Here is a 16578-nt window from a genome sequence, read left to right as displayed (position 1 = left end):
TGCCGTGCTGCCGGGCGGGGGCACGAGCTCCCGGCCGGCAGCTGGAGCTATGGGAGCTACATCTGGACGGCGCCGGTCTGCTGAAGCAGCTTCAGCATGTCGGTCAAGCCCCAGTGCTCCACTACTTTCCCGTCCTGGATGCGGATGATGTCGATGCCGCTGAACTCCACCGTGTTGCCGGTGGCAGCCCTACCCATCAGTTCACCCTCGTGGGTACCGGTGAGGACGACGCGGGCCGCCTCCAGATCTCCGTCGACCATCGTGGGCTCGATAGCCTTCGCCTTGATGTCCGGGAATGCCGATCTGAACGTCTTCACGTAGAACTTGATGCCGTCCAGTCCGGACGGCTGCCCGGGCATGGGTTCTTCATGATCGGTGTAGTTTTCGCTGCCTAACTCGTCAATCAGGTCAAGATTTCCTTCCTCCATGACTTCCCGGTAGAACCGCTCAATCAGTCCTGATCCGCCAGCCATTTCCGATTCCTTTCCTCGGTTCTAAAAGCCCCCGGATTAAGGCTCCCACCGGAGCCACTGCGACACGCCGCTCACGCGTGGCTCTCCGGGTGCGTGCGACTCCAGCCCTAGCTGAAGAAGCGGGCTATTCCGGCCGCGGTGCTGTTAGGCTAATCGGGTTTTGGCGGGTTTGAACGGGGGAACCGTGTACGAGGAAAAGTCCTGCACTCTGGGTGATGGCCGCACGTTGGCCTACTTCGATCTTGGCGACCCCTCCGGCCCGCCGGTGCTGCACCACCATGGGGCCCCCAGCGGCAAGCTGGAAACCGCGTTCTTCAAACTCGGCGACGCCGCCGCCAAGGCCGGTGTGCGACTGCTGGCGGTGGACCGGCCGGGAATCGGCGGCTCAACACCCAAAGCGGGCCGCACCCTTCTTAAATGGGCCGACGACGTCGAAGCATTCGCGGACAGGCTCGGCCTGGAGAAGTTCAGCGTGATGGGGTATTCGATGGGAACCCCGTCTGCCCTCGCCTGCCTGCACCGTATTCCGCACCGCCTTAACGGCATCAGCATCGTCTCCGGATCCGGCCCCTCCGACATCCCCGGCCTGGCCGACGGCCGGTCGCCCGACGTCGCCCGGGTCCTCAAGTTCGCGCAGCACCGCCCGCGCCTGACGTCCGCCGTGCTGGCCTTTATGAAGTTCGGCACCCGCAGCCCGGAGAAGATGATCGCCGCGTCCGGCAAGAGCATGCCGGACGCGGACCAGGCAGTCGCGGCCCGGTCCGGAGCCGCACCCCGCTTCGCCGCCTTCCTCGCGGACGCGATGCGGAACGGTACCACTGGAGTGCGCGACGACATGAGGCTCGCCGCGTCGCCGTGGGGCTTCACCGTGGCAGACTCCGGTGTGCCGGCGTTCATCCGGCACGGAACGGTGGACCGGAATGTTCCGGTGGCGACGGCGCGCTGGCTCTCCGAGCGGTTGCCTTCCGCTCAGCTGAAGCTGGTTGAGGACGGCGGGCACATCTCCGTACTGGATGCCTCCGCCGAAACGGTCCTCGAGCAGCTCCACCAACAAGCGCTTCGGTAACTGCTCAACGACAGGCCGGGCCATAGCCAGCCGAACCGGTGCGGATTCCCCGTCCGCGTCAGCGCCTGAGCTCGGAGCGTGCGTCGCTGGACACGGTCACCGGAATGCCCGCGGGGACCAAGAAATTGACCAATGGTGGCCGGACTACCGCGCTCAGCTCGACATGGGCCGTGCGCCGCTCCGGCGAGCCGGTGCCATGGCCAACCGCCAACTGGTCGAATCTGCCGTAAGCATCCGTCTCTGACAAGTAGCGCAGGACCGATCCCCGCACGGATTCGGCGTCCAGCGATGGGACAGGAGCGCCTGAGCCAGCCTCGACGTCGGCCAATGCGAAAGTGTCTGCCGCTGCCAGCGCCGCCCCGTCCGCGACGGACAGCAGCTTCTTCGTTTCCACGTAGACGGTGGATGCTCCCATCACCACCGTCAGGATCAGCAGGCTCAATAGGACGAAGCCGATCAGCAGAACCATGACTTGGCCGCCGTCGTCATTCCTCACCTGCGGTTTGCCGGCTCCTGCACGGCCGCGCTTCGCTCTGGTGTGCGCGGCTGCTCCGGCCGTCATCCGTACCGCTCCACAACCTGCGTCGCCGAGGAGTTCACCGTGGCCATGCTGAGCCCAGTGCCGTGCAGCAGGGGCAGGGGCACCGAAATTGATGCCTGCGCCGTAACTGACGAGCCGGGTTCCAGACACGCCCCGTTGGCGCAGCTGATCCTGAGCTCCAGTTGATCCGGGTCAATACCGAAGTCTCCGGCAGCAAAGAGCGCTGCCTGATGCGCGGCCTGGCTTCCAGCAGCGGCCTCATCGGATCCGGCATACACTTTCGCCGCTTGGTCGGCCGCGTTCACCACCGCAAAAGAGGCGGCTTGGACTTGCGAAACGGCGATAACGAAGTAGACCACCGGCACCAAAAGCAACGTTCCCAAGAAGACGAACTCAACCACCGCACTTCCCGCCTCGCCTCCCCGCCCGTCGCTCAGGCAATCCCTGAGCCGCCGTCGCAGGCGGTCAGCGTGGGAGCGCCGCATGACCGTGGACTTCCAAGGCACCGCTCGGGCCGACAAGCCCCAGCGCCGGCAGTGGCGCGCGGACCGTGACCCGCATCGTCCGCACGCCGGACCGGAGCACCTCCTCAACGTGGACATCTTGCGCATAATCGTCGGTCAGCGCAGCGGAGATCAAGGCAACGGTCCGTTGCTGGGCGTCGGCCGCGCCTCGATCGGCCAGGGTTCCGTAGCGGGCACCGGACCCTGCGGCGTCAATCAGCGTGTTGCGCACGTGCAGGACCAAGGTCAACTGCATGATCGACACAAAGATCAGGGTGAGGACTCCGCCCACCAAAATGAAGTCCACGCTGGCCGAGCCACGATCGGTCTGGCGGCCCAGCGCATCGCCTGGACTACGGCAAACCACACATTCAGTTGACCGCCGCACGCGGCGGACCCAGCGACTCAATCCCACGTCAGGGCTGCGTCACGCGGCCAATTGCGTCATTGAACAGCCCTTCCAACGCAGGTTTGGCTAGAGCCAAGATACCGGCCACGAGGACTGCCGACATCAGAGTGATCATCACCCACCCGGGGACATCCCCGCGTTCGCCGTCGTCGGATCGAACCGAATTTCTCAAGCGATCCAGTCCCCCGCTCCACATCAGCTCCAGCGTGGCAACGACCCTGAGCGATAGTTTCGTCATGTCCTCGTTCCTTCCCAATATGCGATTTGGCTCATGAGGCTCCTTCTGCGCTTCACCATCCGAGATTGATCAGCGCAATGCCCGGATACACCGCAAACAGCACCGTCAGCGGTAGAACACCGAAAACGAGCGGCACCATCATGCCGATTTCCTTTTTTCCGGCCGATTCCATGAGATTTCGTTTCGCCATGTCCCGTACATCCTGCGCTTGGGCCCGCAAGACATCGGCCAGCGGGGTCCCGCGTTCAACAGCCACCGTGATCCCGTCGACGAAGCGCACCAGCGCGGGCAAACGGGTCCGATGCGAAAACTCCTGCAGCGCCGTCAATACCGGAGTACCGGATCGGGTCTGGGCAAGCACCACGGCAAATTCCTCGGCCAGTTCGCCGTGAGCGCTGCGGCAGACTCTCTCCAGTGCACCGGTCGCGCTTTCCCCAGCGCTGACTGCAAGTGCCATCAGTTCCGCCAAGCTGGGGAACTCTGCCAGCATCTTTGCTTCGCGGCGATGAATCTGGGCGGTCAAGAAGTAGTCCCGCAGCATGAAACCGCCGGCAGCCAGCCCCACGGTCAGAATGACTGCGAGTACTGGATCCAGCGAGCCTCCTGCCGCAGATGTCATCGTCCACGCGATGCCCATGAGGAAGCCCGCCGCCGCCCAGAGCAATTGCTCTGCGCGAAAATCCACCGTGCTCTGCTTGCGGCCAGCTTGCAGCAACCGCTTCGACAACAAGGTCGACCCGAAATTGAATTGCCCGAGCCAGGCGACCGAGTCACGAAGCACCGGGCGGAAGATTCGTTCCAAGGGGCCGAACGGCGTGACATTTGCCGGCGCGCTGTCCAGCAGTCGTGACTTCAGTTCAATCGCCTTTAACTGAGGCGCAATACGATCGGTAAATCTCGTGGGGCGGAAGAACGGCAACCGCATTACCGTCAGCCACAGGCCCGCACCCAGGGCCATGCCGACCAACACCGTCAAAGCCGCCGTGTGGCTCATCGGAGTACCCGTTCCTCTTCCGGGAGCGATCCGATGCGCAGCATGATGCGATAGCAAACTACCGATACCACCAGCCCGCTCAACAGGACGGCGGCTCCGGGCGCCGTGTTGTAGGCAGCCACAGCTTCCGGCCGTGTGGCCAGCAGCATCAATATGATCCACGGCGCAGCAACGGCGAGCCGGGCGGCATTGATCGTCCACGATTGGCGTGCCTCAAGTTCGCTGCGGGTCCTTGCGCTGTCGCGGAGGAAGTCCGCCAAGGTTCCGAGTAATCTGCCCAGATCGGTACCACCGACCTCCCGCGTCATGCGCAGCGCCTCCACGATCCGGTCAGCTACGGGATCAGACAGCCTGGCCTTGAGCCGTTCCAATGCATCGTCGAAATGACCTCCTGCCCGGTAGTCGGCGGCGAATCCGCTGAAGGCCGGCCGCAACTCCACCGGTCCGCGCGTTCCCAACTGAACCAGGGCCTCGGGCAGGGACAGCCCCGCCCGGATCGCGGACCGCAGATGGTCGACGACGTCCGGCCAGATTTCGCGGAGAGCGGCGGTACGGCGGCGTGCCCTCCATCGCACGAGAACGAGGGGGAGCCAGCCTCCGAACAGTCCGAAACAGGCTGCGATCGGGCCGGATGACGTTAGCGCGAAAACGACCAGGGAGGTTGCGGCGGCCATGCCTACACAGCTGGCCAGGAGCGCCTTCGACGAGACCTTCTCGATGCCGGCTTGGTTGATCACGAGTTGGAGCCGGCCAGGCCGTTGCTGCCGCGGTGCTGTGGCCGGTGGTTTTTCCCAGCAAGACCACCACACCAAAAACAGCCCGATACCGCCTACAAGTCCCGTCGCTGCGGTCATGGCACAGGTTCCAGCAACTGCATGACCTCGTATCCGGCACGCGCAAACTTTTCCTCGGCCGGACTCGCGGAAGGGCTGACTTCCAACCTGCCGCTTTGTCGACTGAAGACGGTGGACGTCTCGATAATGCCGTTTTCCACTCGGCGGCCCAGCGAGACGATCTCCACCACATGCCTCCGGCCGTCGGGCCTACGGGCACAATGGACGACAAGATCAATACAGGACGCCACCGTGGGGACCACGAAGGCGGATGAGATGTTCTGGCCCGCGAGCAGCGGCAGTGTACAAATCTTAGTGATTGCGTCGTGGGCACTATTTGCGTGGACCGTGCACATGCCGGGCATGCCGCTGTTGAGTGCCACGAGCATATCCAGACTTTCCGCTTCCCTGACCTCGCCGACAATCAACCGGTCGGGTCTCATCCGCAGGGCCTCTTTCACCAATCGGCGCAGCGGGATGGCGCCTTCGCCTTCCAGGTTCGGCTGCCGGCACTGCAGCCCGACAACGTCGCGCAGCGGCAACTGCAGTTCGAAAATCTCCTCCACCGTGACCACCCGCTCACGGCTGCCAATGGCAGCCGCCAGGCAGTTGAGCATCGTGGTCTTCCCCGCCTGCGTAGCTCCGGACACGAGGATGTTCAGCCCGCTGCTGACGGCCGCGGCGAGAAACCGGGCGGCTTCGGGAGTCAGTGAACCCAGATCCACCAAGTGCTCCAACCGGGAAGCGCGCGCGATGAACTTTCTGACGTTCACGGCCCAGTGCTGACGCGTGATGTCCGGAATCACCACATGCAGCCGCGATCCATCCGGCAGGGCGGCATCCACAAAAGGCGAGGACAAGTCCAAACGGCGGCCGGAGGACTTCAGCATCCGCTCCACCAAATCCCTCACTTGTTGTTGCGTGAGCGTCACCGATGTCAGCTCAGACTCGCCGCTTCTGGCTACATACACTTCCGACGGCGAGTTGATCCAAATTTCCTCGATGGAGGGATCGTCCAGCAGCGGCTGCAACGGCCCGAATCCGGCCACGGCATCAAAAATGTACTTGCGTGCACGGTCCAGTTGCCCGAGCGGCGGAAGGGTTCCCAACAGGGAGCGTTCGTCGTAGTCAGTCACCGCTGCTTCGACCAGGCGCCGGACCTCCGGGCCTTGGCGGGCAGGGTCCAACCCGCGTTGGCGGATCAGTTCGCGGACCTCACCCTCGACGATCCGGATGGCATCCATCCGTTCCCCCTTTGCAACCCCCAAGCGCAACCGCCCCGCAACGTTGAGACCGCGGGCAGTCGTTTGCAGTGAACCCTAGGCGACGTATCTTCCGGCGGGCTAGCCCCGGCAGGCGGATTGTGGAAAACCCGTCCCAACTTTCCTTCGTCTCTGGCCAGAAGCCCGTCGCGGGTGGTAATGGCGCGATGCAATAGGCTGAGGGGCAGTATGAAAAGCATCTTCGACGTCCTCGTGCCGCTGTTGCGTACCTTGCCGGCCGGCAGCCGGCGTTTCCTCACCGGCTACGGCGCGGCGTCCGCGGCGTTGGCCCTGCTGGACGTGGTCGCGCTGGGCCTCATTGCCGCGCTGCTGCCGGCTCTGGTGGGAAGATCCGACGCCGAGCTGCCGCTGGTCGGCAATGTGACCGAGAACGGGATGGCGCTGCCGATCCTGGTGTTCATCTGCCTGCTGATTGTGCTCAAAGGGATCTTGGCGGTGCTGCTGCTGCGCTTCGCGACCAAGCGCTTTGCCAAGCACGAGGTGGCCATCGGTGACCGGTTGTTTGCCGCCTATCTGGCCTCGCCGTGGGAGAAGCGGCTGGGACGCAACTCCGCCGAGATTGTGCGCTCCGTTGACGTCGGCGTGGGCATCACCGTCTCCGGCGTGCTGATGCCGGCGATGAGCCTGTTCGGCGAGCTGGGCACGTTGGCGGCGGTCGTCGTCGTGCTCTTCGTGGCGCAGCCGCTGATCGCGGTGGTGACCATGATCTACCTTGGCCTGGTGGCGCTGCTGCTGGCCAAGGTGATTTCGCCCCGCGCCGTCGCCATTGGCCGGGAAAACCGCGAATGGTCCAACCGGACGGCCAAGACCCTGTACGAGGCGCTGGGCGCGCTGAAGGAAATCACGCTGGCCGGCCGCGGACCCGAGGTACAGGAACAGGTGCACGGCACCCGCACCAAATCCTCGATCGCCCGCGCCGGTGCCATTCAGATCTCGCAGATCCCGCGCTACGTGCTGGAGACCGCGTTGGTCCTCGGCTTCGCGCTGCTCGGTGGGGTGGGCTACCTGACCGGCGGACCGGCCGGCGCCGTCAGCGCCGTGGGCCTGTTCGCCGTCGCGGGTTTCCGCCTGATTCCGTCGCTGACGCGGATGCAGGCGGTGCAGTCCTCGGTGAATACCAGCGCATCCTTTGCCCGGCAGATTGTCGAAGACATCCACGAGGGCGAAGCCGAAATGCACCGGCAGCGGGATGAGCGTCCGCAGCACGAACTGCCGGAGAACGCCGCGGACATTGAGCTGCGGGACGTTGCCTTCAGCTATCCGGGTGCGGCGGCTCCGGCCCTGCATGCGGTGAACATCAGGATTCCGGCCGGCAGCCATGTGGCCTTCGTCGGTGCTTCCGGCGCCGGGAAATCAACCATGGTGGATCTCCTGTTGGGGCTGCTCGAGCCCAGCCATGGACACGTCATGGTGGGTGGCGAGCCGATGGAGTTCGTGCTGGATTCCTGGCGGCGGCGGATCGGCTACGTGCCGCAGGAGGTCTCGCTCTTTGACGCGTCGATCGCGCAGAACGTCGCTCTGGCCTGGGACCGGGACCGGGTGGACCCGGAGCGCGTCACTGTTGCGCTGCGCCGCGCACAGTTGCTGGACACGGTGATGGAGCGCGACGGCGGTCTGGACGCCTTGGTGGGTGAGCGCGGTATGGCCCTCTCCGGCGGTCAGCGCCAGCGGCTCGGCATTGCCCGCGCGCTCTACGACAATCCCCGGGTGCTGGTTATGGACGAGGCCACTTCCGCCCTCGACACCGCCACCGAGGCCGCGGTAACGACGGCGATCCGGCAGCTGCACGGCGACGTCACCGTCATCACCGTGGCGCACCGGCTGGCGACCATCCGGGATGCGGACATTGTGTTCTTTATGCGCGGCGGGACGGTGGCCGCAGCCGGGACCTTCGACGAGGTGGTCGCCAGCGTTCCCGACTTCGCCGAACAGGCCGCGCTGGCGGGACTGGGAAAGACCGAGAAACCGGTGGACGAACGCCGCTAAGGCGGCGGTGGCTGCGCCCAGGTACCGGACCTGGGCGCAGCCACCGCTGTTTGTCTGGACAGCCGTCCTACGCGGGGACCATCCCGTGCGGATCGATGACGTACTTCTTGGCCGCGCCCTTGTCGAACGCCTGGTAACTCTCAGGCGCCTCGTCCAGGCTGATGGTGGTGGCGTTCACCGCCTTGGAAATGTTGGCCTTACCGGCCAGGATCAGGTCCATCAGCCTACGGTTGTACCGCTTCACCGGACACTGTCCGGTGGTGAACGAAAGCGACTTCGCCCAGCCGGTGCCCAGTTGCACGCCGATTTGGCCCACCTTGGCGTTCTCGTCGATGCCGCCCGGGTCACCTGTGACGTAGAGGCCCGGGATGCCGAGGGCACCGCCCACCTGGGTCACCGACATGATGTCGTTCAGCACCGTGGCTGGCGCCTCCGCGGCATTGGCGCCGTGCCCGCGGGCCTCGAAGCCGACCGCGTCCACGGCGGCATCGACCAGCGGGACGCCGAGGATTTGCTCGAGCTTGTCCGGCAGCGAGCCTTCCTGGCTCAGGTCGACGGTCTCGCAGCCGAAGCTTGCGGCCTGCTTCAGCCGGTCGGCGTTCATGTCGCCAACGACGACCGCCGAGGCGCCCAGCACATGGGCGGAGAAAGCCGCGGCCAGTCCCACCGGCCCTGCTCCGGCGACGTAGACCGTGGAACCTGTGGTGACACCGGCGGTAAAGGCGCCGTGGTAGCCGGTGGGGAAGATGTCGGAGAGCATGGTCAGGTCCAGGATCTTCTCCAGCGCCTGGTCCCGGTCCGGGAACTTGAGCAGGTTAAAGTCCGCGTACGGCACCATTACGTACTCGGCCTGCCCACCGATCCAGCCTCCCATGTCTACATAGCCGTAGGCTGCGCCGGGCCGGGCCGGGTTCACGTTGAGGCAGACGCCGGTTTTGCCTTCGTTGCACATCCGGCAGCGGCCGCAAGCGATGTTGAAGGGTACCGAGCAAATATCGCCCTCCTTCACGAAGAGCACGTCGTCGCCGGTCTCGACGACTTCCCCGGTGATCTCGTGGCCAAGTGACTGGCCAACCGGTGCGGTGGTGCGCCCGCGGACCATGTGCTGGTCACTGCCGCAGATGTTGGTGGTAACCAGCTTGAGGATCGCGGCGTGCGGTGCCTTCTGCTGGATTCCCATCTTGCTGGCAACTTCGGACGGCAGTTCCAGCTTGGGGTAGTCGATCGTTTCAACCGCAACTTCCCCTGGGCCCTTGTAGACAACTACACGATTTCCCGTCATGGTTTTCCCTTTCGTATTTATCCCTCAACCGCGCTCAAGCCGACGAGCCCGCGCAGCCGCGTTATTTCTCCCAGCGTGTTTTCTATCCTTTGTCGGAATGTGGTTTCTTGTCCTTCTCTGCCGAGACTGTCCGATCGTCGGCGCGCGGTTCGCCTTCCGGGACTTCGCGCGGGCGGGCCACCAAGTCGTAGGTAACGGCGGCGGCAACGCTGCCGATGAAGGGCCCGAGGATGTACAGCGGGTACTGGTACCACTCGACCGCGCCGCCGAAGATGGACTGCACCACGTTGGGGCCGAAGGTCCGGGCCGGGTTGAGCGACCCGCCGGTCAGCGGAGCCATCACAAAAATGGCGGCGGCGACAGCGAGCCCGATGATCAGGCCGGCCCAGCCCTTCGGTGCCCGCTTATCCACCGCCACGGCCATGATCGAGAGCATCAGCAGGAAGGTTCCCACCGCCTCCGCAACGATGCCTTGGCCGTAAGAGACGTCCGGCCCCAGCGCGGTCGCGCCTCCGCCAAAGTCCACCGCCCGGGTCCCGAATGACGCGACCAGCAGCAGGCTCCCGATCGTGGCTCCGACCAGCTGGGCAACGATGTAGGGAACCACTTCTACCCAGGAAAAGCGTCTGGTCACCGCCAGTGCGAAGGTCACGGCCGGATTGATGTGGGCACCGGAAACCGCCAGGAATGCATAGATGGCCACGGCAATGGCAATGGCGAATGCCAGGGAGATAAACCCGATGCCAGGATAGGTGATCTCCCCTGCGCCGACCGTGAACGCCGCGATCACCGACCCGACTCCGAAGGTCACCAGTATTGCCGTGCCGATCACTTCTGCTGCAAGCCGCCGCATTAAGGTGGGGGTCATTTTGCACCATTTCATGTAGATACGAGGAAATGTCACGAAAATGGAACGAGCTGGAAGTTTGAGCGAGTCTAGGCGGGCCCGCGGAAGGGCGTCAATAGGGGCTGGTGGTTGGCATCCTTTAACCACAGCCATCACGCTTGCGGCTGATTCAGCCCAGCTGCAGCGGCGGACAATGCGCCCGGCGGAGCGGCCGAGCGAAGCGGACCCTGCGAAGCGGCCGGTGCAGCGCGCGGCTCAGCGGACCCTGCGAAGCGGCCGGTGCAGCGCCCGGCGCAGCGGCACGGCGGACTGTCCGGCGGCGGCCCGCGGAGCGGCCCTGCTCCGGCGGCCGCGCGGCGAAGCGGACCGGGAAACTATCCCGCGGCGGCGTAGATCCCGGCCAGCCGGTGCACTAAGCGGACCGGATCGTGGTGTTCCTGGAGCCAGGTTCGCGCAGCCAGGGTGGCGGAGGTGCCGGCCGGGTCAGCCAGGGCGGCGGCGGCCGCAGCGGCCAGCGCCTCGGCGGAGTCGCCCTGTAGCACCGGGGGCGACTGGTAGTACCCCTCCCCCAACGGCATGACGACGGGAACGCCGATGCCCATGGCCTGCAGTTCGCTCATGGCCAGGATTCCGGCGCTCTGGCCGATCACTACGTGGGCCGACGCCAGCCAGCGCAGGTACTCCGGCTTGGGCATCTTCGGCACCAGGATGACGCCGAGCTCGGCCGCCTGCGGCGCGCCGTCGCCCCAGTCCAGCCCCTGCAGTTCCACGTCCGGCCCGACGGCGGCGCGCAGCACCCGCGCCAACTCCAGCTGCTGCTGGCCTCCCTTGGAGGAATGCCAGCGGGAGGCGAAAACAATGCGGGGCCGGCCTGCGGGCCACCACTGGGGCAGTTCCTCCAGGTCCACCGGGTTCGGCAGGTAGACCGCGTCGGACCGGGCGGACTCGGCGTGTTCGCGCAGGTCCGGGGTGGAGTACAGCACCGTGACCGCGTGGTCAGCGCCCCACTGCAGCGCGGGCCGGCGAGCGGGCTCGTAGTACTGGGTGCGGATGTCCGTGCCGTGGAAATGCAGCAGGAACGGTTTGACCGGGCGGGACCGGACGACGCCGATCCGCGAGCCGGAATGCACATGCAGCAGGTCCGACCGCAGGATGGCGGCCGCCCGCCGGGCTTGCCAGAGCGAACCGGCGGCGAGTTTCCCGGCGCGGGCGGCCGCTGACGGTGCTGCGCCCTCGGGCGGTATCGCGGTGAAGTGGCGCCATGGCCGCCCCTCGCGCCGGCCGTATTTGATCAAGGTGGCACCGACGTCGGCCGCATCATAGATGTGCAGGACGCGCGGGTCTGCGGCCACCGCTCAGGCCTCCTGCGGGGTGAACAGGCCGGCCACCGCGTGCTCCCAGCCCTTGATCTGGTGCTCGGAGGACAGCTCCCGGGCGGCGGCGTGTGCGTTCGCTTTCCAGCCGTCCACCATCTCCGGCGTCAGCGTCTTGAGCACCTCCACCAGCGCCGCCGGACTGAAGTCTGCGGTGACGGCGCCCAGCCCGTGCCGGCGCAGCAGGGTTTCCATCGCCGGCGATGGGCCGATGATCAGCCCGGTGCGGGCTTGGACCGCCTCGAAGAACTTGTTCGGCAGGGCGTGCGCCAGGTTGAAGTTGGTGGGCGGAATGATGGAGATGGCAACGTCGTATTCGGCCACGGTGTCCACCAGTTGGTCGTACGGGACCGGTTCACGGAAGCGCACCCTCGGCAGCTCCTCGCCGAGTGCCTTGAGCTCGGCGACGTAGGCCGGTTCGTTCGGCATCACGATCAGGTCCAGTTCCAGGTGCTCCGGCGCGCCGCGCATGGCTTCCATGATGTCTTCGATCTTGCGGTACCGCTGACCGGCGGAGCTGTAGATCATCCGGATCTTGTCGCCGGTGGGCCGCGGTTGCTTGTCCGCGTACGGGGCCGCGTTGGTGACCACCGAGGCCGCGACGCCGAAGTCCTTGGTGTACTGCTCCGCAATGCCCTCGGCCACCGTGGTGACGGAGCGGACCGCCGGCAGGTAGGTGCGGCAGAGCCAGCGCACGTACGGGGCCACCAGCGCCCGCCAGGCCGGCTTGTTGAAGTGTTCCTTCGGCGCGAATTCATGCAGGTCCGCGTGCACGCCGTGCTTCGGCTCAAGGCTCAGCGCCAGCGGCACGGTGTTGGTGTCGTTGGCCAGCACGGCGTCAAATTGCTGGCCGCGCAGCAGCTTGCGCGCCTGCGCCACGGCGGCAATGTTCCAGTACACGTCGGTGTAGCGCCGCAGGGCCAGCCGCTGCGGATCGCGCGGCCAGCTGGCCAACCCGGTGTCCAGTCCAATGTGTCCCGCGACGCCGTCCGGCGCCGGGCCGAACCCGCAGGTGAAGACCCGGTACTGGTCACGGAACAGTGTGATCTGCTTGAGCACCCGCGGGTCGCTGCGCAGCGGCGAGAGCGAGAGGATCAGCAGGGAGCGGGGTCCGGTCAACGAGGCTGCCTTCCGTCGGTTCTGTCGGGTGCCGGTGCGCCGGATGTTGCCGCACCTGCGGCCGCGGCGCGTGCCGTAGGCCGCATGCCGTGCAGCCGGCCGGCGGCGCTGAAAACGAGCGAGTTCAGGTTGGTCCGCGGCGGTGCTTCACGCCGGAGGTTCGCCAGCCAGCGCCGGGTCAAGGTGCGCTGCAGCGCCCCGGCGGCCGCCCGCCGTCGTACTTCTGCTGCTATGTCCGTGCCGGATACCGCATCGCGCAGCGCCAGCAACAAGCGTTCGTCCGGGGCGCTGAGCAGGTGCGGCGCGCCCGGTGCGGCTGCGGTCAGGGAACGCACGACGGCGGAGATGGCCTTCCGGTCCTCGGCTCCCCAGCTGAACTCCGCGCCTCGGCGGACGGCCGCGCTGATCACGTGGCCGCGCAGCAGCTTCACCGCGATGGCTTCGCGCTGGGCGGCGGGCAGTGCCGGGAACCAGGCGCCGGAAATCAGCGCGGTGACGTCCTGGAACTGGGTGTCCAGCGGCAGCACGGCGGACGTCACGCGTTCGTCCGCGTCCTGTCCCACCAGGTAGGCCGGGGCGTGGGCCGGGTAGGCGATCTTTTCACCGGAAAACCACAGCCGGAGGCCAAACTCCAGGTCCTCGCCGGTGCGCAGCCCCTGGCGCAGCCGCAGCCCGAGCCGATCGAGTGCCTCACGCCGGATCAGTCCCAGCGGCGCCGTCCGGTAGGCCAGCCGGTCGCGCAGCGGATCCACCAGCGCGCCGCGGAACACACGGGCGCGCGGAGTCAGGATCCGTGCGCCACCGCGGTAGCGGACCGGCGCGATGACGGCGGCAGCGCCGGTGGCCTGCGCAACGTCCAGCCAGGCGGACACCGCTCCCGGTTCCAGTGTGTCGTCCGACCCCATGATCCCGACGAACCCGGCACGCGCTTGGTCCAGGCCAAAGTTGAACGGACCGGCCGGGGACGGAATGCCGTCGGCCAGTTCGAGCAGCCGCACGGTCTCCGGGAAGCCGGCCAGTTGTTCGCGCACCGGCCCGGGGTCCATGTTGTGGCACACCACCGTGGCGCCCACCCGTCCCGGCGCGGCAGCCAGCACGGATTCCACCGCCCGCCTGACGGGCCGGTCCGCCGTGTGGACGGCAATGACGATTTCGGCTTCCGGAGCCGTCACGGGTTTTCCCCCGGCCGTGCCGCGTCATCGGGGCCGGCTGCCTCTTCCGGGCGCGGCGCTTCGTCCAGCGCAATCCGGCGGGCCAGCTTGGTAATCCGGGCCTCCAACTGGCGCGTCCGCTGGAAAGAGCTGGCCATGAAGATCAGGAAACACACGATGAGTCCGTACAGCACCAGGTCGGTGCCGCGGCCAATGCCCAGCGCATTCGCGGCGGCGGTCAGCATGCCGGGGAAGAACACGGACAGCGCCGCCAGCACGGCGAAGAGCATCAGCAGGATCCGGCGCACGGCCTGGTGGCGGGCATTTTGGCCGCCGCGCATGAGCGCCAGGGCGCCGAGGGCGACGGCCAGGACCAGGACAATTTGGACGACTATGAGCATGGGTTCACCGGAAGAAGAGGTCTGCGAGGATGTTGACTCCATTGAGCAGCGACTGCCCCTTGGATTTGGAATATTCCGTATAGACGATGTGTACCGGCTGCTCCACCACCCGGGCCTCGAGCGCGGAGAATTGATGGATCAGCTCGGAGGCGTGCGCCATCCGGTTCTGCGACAGGTGGATGTTGCGTACCACCTCGGCGGACAGCGCGCGCAGTCCGTTGTGCGCATCGGTGAGGCGGTAGCCGGTGGACAACCTGGACTGGACAGCGGCCGTGCGCAGCACCAGCCGCTTGAGTGCCGAGACCTCCCCCCGGCCGTCGAGGAACCGGGAGCCCAGCACCACGTCCGCCTCGCCGGCCCGGACCCGTTCCAGCATGGTGGCCGCGTCCTGGACCCGGTGCTGGCCGTCGGCGTCGAAGGTGATGACCGCGTCCAAGTCCGGATCCTGGGCGGCATATTCGAATCCGGTTTGCAGCGCGGCGCCCTGACCAAGATTCACCGGATGGACCACGACGACGGCGCCCGCCTTGCGCGCCATGGCGGCGGAATCGTCGCTGCTGCCGTCGTCAACGCAGACCACGTTCGGAAAGGTCTGCAGCAGCTCCTGGATGACCGAGCCGACAACGGTGGCCTCGTTATACATCGGCACGACGACCCAGCAGCGACTCACCCGCCTAGTATTCCACAATGGGAATGGTCCAGGCCGCAGCAGCACCGGCACCTAAGGCCGCCGCGGGGCAAGCGCCTGCGCTGCCAGATCCCGATAGTGGCCATCCAGCTCCCGGACGCTGCCGGCCAGGCTCCGCTGGTCGACCACAAACTTGCGGGCATCCCGGCGCATGGCCAGGTATTCGGCGCTGCCCAGCTGCAGCAATTGCTGCAGGCCGTCCTGCAGCTGGCGGAAGTCCGCTTCCGGCGCCAGCACACCCGTGACGCCGTCCTCCATCATTTCCGGAATGCCGCCGCTACGGTATGCCAGCACCGGGGTGCCGCAGGCCTGGGCTTCCAGCAGCACCAAGCCGGCAGCTTCCCGTGCGCCGCCGGCTTCCTGGCTGGGAGCCACCAGGATCTGTGCCTGCTGCATCCAGGCGCGGACACCGGCCCGGTCCTGTCTGCCCACAAAATCGATGTGCGGATGGCTGGCCGCGTGCTCGGCCACGGCGTCACGCAACGGCCCGTCGCCGATCACCACCAGCCGGTGCCTGGCTTTGCGCCACACGGCCAGTGAGGCGTCCAGCAGGTCACGGATGCCCTTTTGCATGTTCAGCGCGCCGACGAACAGCACCACCGGCGTCTCGTCGGACTGATGGCGGGTGGGTACAAAGTAATCGGTGTCCACGCCTTGGTAGTGCACATGGATTTTTCCGGTATCGAGTTCTAGGTCGGCGGCCCGCCCGGCCATGTAATTGCTGACCACCAGCAGACGGGAGCTGTGCGCCGCTGCGGACAGGACGTTGCGGTGGTGCCAGCGGGCCATCATGGTGTCCGCCGGATTCGCCAGCGACACCAGATCGGACCCGTGCATGGTGGTGAGCAGCGGGGCTCCGGAGACGGTGGAGGCCTTGACCGCCGGCTCCGACCAAGTGGCGAAGTGCTGGTGGATGATGTCCGGGTTAAAGCGGGTCACTGCCACGGCCATGGACCGCATGAACGCGGGCATCACCAGCTCGCGGCGGCGGAAGCCCAGCCCGGGAGCCGGGACAAAGTCGGTGACCGGGATCGTGACCGAAGAGTCCTCGATCTGGGCCACCAAGGTGAAGACGTGGAAGTCGTGCCGGTCCTTCAACCGCTCGGCGTGCGCCGTGGCGAAGTACGTTGGCGGAATCCGCAACGTGCTCTTGGTGATGGCGATCTTCACTGGGCTCCTGGACCTTTTCGGCTGCAGCCGGCTGCGTCCGGCTTCCATCGCCATCCTAGCCCGGCGTCCTGCACGCGATCTGGTGCTCCGACCTGCGCCAAGGTCGGCCAGCTGGGCTCCGGCAGCCAGGCTCCGGCCGCCGCGGGGTGGCCGCCGCGTGATGGCGGTGGGCGCTTAGGGTGCGGCGGTCGGCGCGCCCGGGTGCGCTGCCGCGCCGCCAG

The 16578-nt window shown here is 66.5% G+C and carries 18 protein-coding genes; 2 read left to right on the top strand and 16 right to left on the bottom strand.

The annotated features are described in order from the left end of the window. Positions 1-56: 56 nt before the first annotated feature. Positions 57-473 (bottom strand): ester cyclase, encoded by a 417-nt coding sequence (locus tag ACMX2H_RS00620; protein ID WP_414958480.1) that lies wholly within the window; start codon positions 471-473, stop codon positions 57-59. Positions 474-657: 184 nt separating this feature from the next. On the opposite strand from ACMX2H_RS00620, the gene ACMX2H_RS00615 reads away from it, so the two are divergent. Further along, positions 658-1539, top strand: a complete 882-nt coding sequence (locus ACMX2H_RS00615) for an alpha/beta fold hydrolase (protein WP_414958479.1) — start codon at positions 658-660, stop codon at positions 1537-1539. Positions 1540-1597: 58 nt separating this feature from the next. Here ACMX2H_RS00615 and ACMX2H_RS00610 read toward each other — a convergent pair whose 3' ends face one another. The 7 genes from ACMX2H_RS00610 to ACMX2H_RS00580 form a co-directional block, all read right to left on the bottom strand. Further along, positions 1598-2101 (bottom strand): pilus assembly protein TadG-related protein, encoded by a 504-nt coding sequence (locus ACMX2H_RS00610; protein WP_414958478.1) that lies wholly within the window; start codon positions 2099-2101, stop codon positions 1598-1600. Continuing rightward, positions 2098-2481: a hypothetical protein gene (locus ACMX2H_RS00605; RefSeq protein WP_414958477.1), complete on the bottom strand. Its 384-nt coding sequence runs from the start codon at positions 2479-2481 to the stop codon at positions 2098-2100. The genes ACMX2H_RS00610 and ACMX2H_RS00605 overlap by 4 nt, the downstream gene beginning before the upstream one ends. Positions 2482-2545: 64 nt before the next feature. After that, on the bottom strand, positions 2546-2950 hold the full coding sequence (locus ACMX2H_RS00600; protein WP_414958476.1) for a TadE family protein: 405 nt from the start codon (positions 2948-2950) through the stop codon (positions 2546-2548). A gap of 49 nt (positions 2951-2999) precedes the next feature. After that, positions 3000-3188, bottom strand: coding sequence for a hypothetical protein (locus tag ACMX2H_RS00595; RefSeq protein WP_414958569.1), 189 nt, complete (start codon positions 3186-3188; stop codon positions 3000-3002). 94 nt (positions 3189-3282) lie between these two features. Further along, entirely contained in the window at positions 3283-4224 is a 942-nt protein-coding gene (locus tag ACMX2H_RS00590) for a type II secretion system F family protein (protein WP_414958475.1), read from the bottom strand. Continuing rightward, positions 4221-5078 carry a type II secretion system F family protein gene (locus ACMX2H_RS00585; protein WP_414958474.1) on the bottom strand — a complete coding sequence of 286 codons (858 nt, stop codon included), beginning with the start codon at positions 5076-5078 and terminating at the stop codon, positions 4221-4223. Before ACMX2H_RS00585 ends, ACMX2H_RS00590 begins: the two co-directional genes overlap by 4 nt. Continuing rightward, positions 5075-6301, bottom strand: coding sequence for a CpaF family protein (locus tag ACMX2H_RS00580; protein WP_414958473.1), 1227 nt, complete (start codon positions 6299-6301; stop codon positions 5075-5077). The genes ACMX2H_RS00585 and ACMX2H_RS00580 overlap by 4 nt, the downstream gene beginning before the upstream one ends. A 207-nt stretch (positions 6302-6508) precedes the next feature. Here ACMX2H_RS00580 and ACMX2H_RS00575 point away from each other — a divergent pair, with 207 nt between their 5' ends. Further along, a complete protein-coding gene (locus ACMX2H_RS00575; protein WP_414958472.1) occupies positions 6509-8326 on the top strand; it encodes an ABC transporter ATP-binding protein in 1818 nt (605 codons plus the stop codon). 67 nt (positions 8327-8393) lie between these two features. Here the strand turns inward: ACMX2H_RS00575 and fdhA are convergent, their stop codons facing one another. The 8 genes from fdhA to ACMX2H_RS00535 form a co-directional block, all read right to left on the bottom strand. Continuing rightward, the gene (gene fdhA / locus ACMX2H_RS00570; RefSeq protein ID WP_414958471.1) at positions 8394-9608 is read right to left on the bottom strand and encodes a formaldehyde dehydrogenase, glutathione-independent; all 1215 of its coding nucleotides are present in this window, start codon (positions 9606-9608) and stop codon (positions 8394-8396) included. An 82-nt stretch (positions 9609-9690) separates the two neighbouring features. Further along, entirely contained in the window at positions 9691-10476 is a 786-nt protein-coding gene (locus ACMX2H_RS00565) for an MIP/aquaporin family protein (RefSeq protein WP_414958470.1), read from the bottom strand. Positions 10477-10829: 353 nt separating this feature from the next. After that, on the bottom strand, positions 10830-11807 hold the full coding sequence (locus tag ACMX2H_RS00560; RefSeq protein ID WP_414958469.1) for a glycosyltransferase: 978 nt from the start codon (positions 11805-11807) through the stop codon (positions 10830-10832). 3 nt (positions 11808-11810) lie between these two features. Beyond that, a complete protein-coding gene (locus tag ACMX2H_RS00555) occupies positions 11811-12947 on the bottom strand; it encodes a glycosyltransferase (RefSeq protein WP_414958468.1) in 1137 nt (378 codons plus the stop codon). Next, positions 12944-14119, bottom strand: coding sequence for a glycosyltransferase family 2 protein (locus ACMX2H_RS00550; protein ID WP_414958467.1), 1176 nt, complete (start codon positions 14117-14119; stop codon positions 12944-12946). The genes ACMX2H_RS00555 and ACMX2H_RS00550 overlap by 4 nt, the downstream gene beginning before the upstream one ends. Then, positions 14116-14499: a DUF2304 domain-containing protein gene (locus tag ACMX2H_RS00545; RefSeq protein ID WP_414958466.1), complete on the bottom strand. Its 384-nt coding sequence runs from the start codon at positions 14497-14499 to the stop codon at positions 14116-14118. The genes ACMX2H_RS00550 and ACMX2H_RS00545 overlap by 4 nt, the downstream gene beginning before the upstream one ends. Positions 14500-14503: 4 nt before the next feature. After that, positions 14504-15169 carry a glycosyltransferase family 2 protein gene (locus ACMX2H_RS00540; RefSeq protein ID WP_414958465.1) on the bottom strand — a complete coding sequence of 222 codons (666 nt, stop codon included), beginning with the start codon at positions 15167-15169 and terminating at the stop codon, positions 14504-14506. A gap of 51 nt (positions 15170-15220) precedes the next feature. Next, positions 15221-16357, bottom strand: coding sequence for a glycosyltransferase (locus ACMX2H_RS00535; RefSeq protein WP_414958464.1), 1137 nt, complete (start codon positions 16355-16357; stop codon positions 15221-15223). Positions 16358-16578: the final 221 nt, after the last annotated feature.

Source organism: Arthrobacter sulfonylureivorans (assembly GCF_047607445.1).
GTDB classification, from domain to species: Bacteria; Actinomycetota; Actinomycetes; order Actinomycetales; family Micrococcaceae; genus Crystallibacter; species Crystallibacter sulfonylureivorans_A.
The sequence above is the reverse complement of the archived record's forward strand: the minus strand, read 5'-3'. Positions and strand labels throughout refer to the sequence as shown.

Bases quoted from the DNA above. Each gene is read 5' to 3' on its own strand.
- ACMX2H_RS00545 (WP_414958466.1), bottom strand. From the start codon at position 14,499: ATGCTCATAGTCGTCCAAATTGTCCTGGTCCTGGCCGTCGCCCTCGGC.
- ACMX2H_RS00565 (WP_414958470.1), bottom strand. From the start codon at position 10,476: ATGACCCCCACCTTAATGCGGCGGCTTGCAGCAGAAGTGATCGGCACG.
- fdhA (WP_414958471.1), bottom strand. From the start codon at position 9,608: ATGACGGGAAATCGTGTAGTTGTCTACAAGGGCCCAGGGGAAGTTGCG.
- ACMX2H_RS00620 (WP_414958480.1), bottom strand. From the start codon at position 473: ATGGCTGGCGGATCAGGACTGATTGAGCGGTTCTACCGGGAAGTCATG.
- ACMX2H_RS00580 (WP_414958473.1), bottom strand. From the start codon at position 6,301: ATGGATGCCATCCGGATCGTCGAGGGTGAGGTCCGCGAACTGATCCGC.
- ACMX2H_RS00610 (WP_414958478.1), bottom strand. From the start codon at position 2,101: ATGACGGCCGGAGCAGCCGCGCACACCAGAGCGAAGCGCGGCCGTGCA.
- ACMX2H_RS00575 (WP_414958472.1), top strand. From the start codon at position 6,509: ATGAAAAGCATCTTCGACGTCCTCGTGCCGCTGTTGCGTACCTTGCCG.
- ACMX2H_RS00585 (WP_414958474.1), bottom strand. From the start codon at position 5,078: ATGACCGCAGCGACGGGACTTGTAGGCGGTATCGGGCTGTTTTTGGTG.
- ACMX2H_RS00590 (WP_414958475.1), bottom strand. From the start codon at position 4,224: ATGAGCCACACGGCGGCTTTGACGGTGTTGGTCGGCATGGCCCTGGGT.
- ACMX2H_RS00595 (WP_414958569.1), bottom strand. From the start codon at position 3,188: ATGTGGAGCGGGGGACTGGATCGCTTGAGAAATTCGGTTCGATCCGAC.